The organism is Cryobacterium glaciale, from assembly GCF_004402535.1.
Taxonomy (GTDB): Bacteria; Actinomycetota; Actinomycetes; order Actinomycetales; family Microbacteriaceae; genus Cryobacterium; species Cryobacterium glaciale.
In genome coordinates this window covers 1-1,511 of sequence record NZ_SOEY01000027.1, presented here as the reverse complement: position 1 = coordinate 1,511, position 1,511 = coordinate 1, and the positions used below count along the sequence as shown (strand labels likewise).

Below are 1,511 nucleotides of genomic sequence, written 5' to 3'. Positions count from 1 at the left end.
CGCGCGATGTCAAGCTGAGTGGAGTCACTCGGGTTAGTTTTTGACGCCGGTGTCGGGAAGATGATTGATCCCGACGATGCCGGCTGGTGCCGGCGTTGTGGGGCGTGCACGGAATCGTTCCGGATGCTTGCGGTGATATTTCTGCAGAGCGAGGTCGCGCTTGGAGTGCGCCCGCCTCCAAGAGCCATCGTGGGCTTCCTGCGGCGAGAACAACGCGATGCCAGAGTGTTTGTGGCTGGTGTTATACCAAGGCACGTACTCGTTCAAGTGGTCGCGGGCGGCATCCAGGTTGTCGAACGTTCCGGGATAATTGGGGCGATATTTCATCGTGCGGAACTCAGATTCCGAGTACGGATTGTCGTTGGAAACATAGGGCCGGTTGTGGGTCTTGGTGACGTCAAGCCCGCTGAAAAGGACGGCCAGCGCATCCGAGCGCATCGCCGGGCCGGAATCGGCGTGGACGAACTTCGGGGTGCCGTGCTGGCGGAACGCGGTCTCGAACATCTCCACCGCGAGATGGTCGCTCTCGCGCTCCTCGACCCGAAAGCCGACGATCTTGCGTGACCAGATGTCAATGATTGAGTACGCTTTGAAGGCTTTCCCTCGCCACTGAGTGCGCAAATCGGTGATGTCCCACGACCATACGTGCATCGGTCTTGTCGCGATCAGCACCGGCTTCACGCGAGGTGTTCTAGACCCGCGACGAGTGGGCACGACGGGTCGGGCGCTCTGGTCCTCGATATCGGCCGCGATCCGCCACCAGGACCGCCGCCCAGCGAGCATCACCCCCGCATCCCAAGTGGAAGCGAACGTGTGATCGACGGCGTTTCCAGCTTTCCAGCCGGCCGTGATCTTCGTCGCGATCACGGTCCGATCGGCCGTGGAAATTCGAGACAGATACGCGCGTTCCTTCTGCGGGATCGGCTCGGAGACCCGGGGGCGCGGCGTCTGCCGGTACTGCCAAGTGGAGCGGGCAACGCCCGTGATCGCTAGCGCCCGGCGTTGCGATCCCGTCGCGCTCGTCAGCTCCGCGACGAGCTCGTTCTCCAGCGTCAAGAACTGGACGGATCGGGCGGTGTCGGGGTGGCTGCGGGCTCTTCCTCGCTCATCGCGTGCAAGAGCCCGATAGCTTTTCCCAACGCAGTATTCGTGCCCTCCAACTCGCGCACCCGCGAACTGAGCTTGGCGACCTCGGCCAGGTGCGCTGCCCGTTCCTCAGCCCGCTTCTTCTCCAGTGCCGTGCGCTTGGCCGCGTGAACCATCATTGGACTACCCTCTCGCGGAATCAGCCCGTGGTCCAGATCGCCTTCGTAAACTGCAGCACGCCACCGCGCCAGAGTCCTGGTCGAGAAATCACGCTCGGCCAACCACGGACCCTTGTGCCCAAACGGCACCAGCTGATATTCATGCACGAACTCACGGATCTCCGCCGTCGTGAACCCTGAACTAATAGACATTTCCCTGCCTCCTACTGATCATGAACTGACTCACAACCAGCCTGACGCAGAGGG

Annotated in this window: 2 protein-coding genes; both read right to left on the bottom strand. The window is 62.1% G+C overall.

The window, feature by feature from the left end:
* Positions 1–33: 33 nt before the first annotated feature.
* Positions 34–1,056, bottom strand: coding sequence for a DDE-type integrase/transposase/recombinase (locus E3O06_RS12115; RefSeq protein WP_134503650.1), 1,023 nt, complete (start codon positions 1,054–1,056; stop codon positions 34–36).
* Positions 1,053–1,457: a hypothetical protein gene (locus E3O06_RS12110; RefSeq protein WP_134503649.1), complete on the bottom strand. Its 405-nt coding sequence runs from the start codon at positions 1,455–1,457 to the stop codon at positions 1,053–1,055. The genes E3O06_RS12115 and E3O06_RS12110 overlap by 4 nt, the downstream gene beginning before the upstream one ends.
* Between the last annotated feature and the right edge of the window lie 54 nt (positions 1,458–1,511).

Coding starts and splice junctions, on each gene's coding strand:
- E3O06_RS12110 (WP_134503649.1), bottom strand. CDS start 1,457: ATGTCTATTAGTTCAGGGTTCACGACGGCGGAGATCCGTGAGTTCGTG.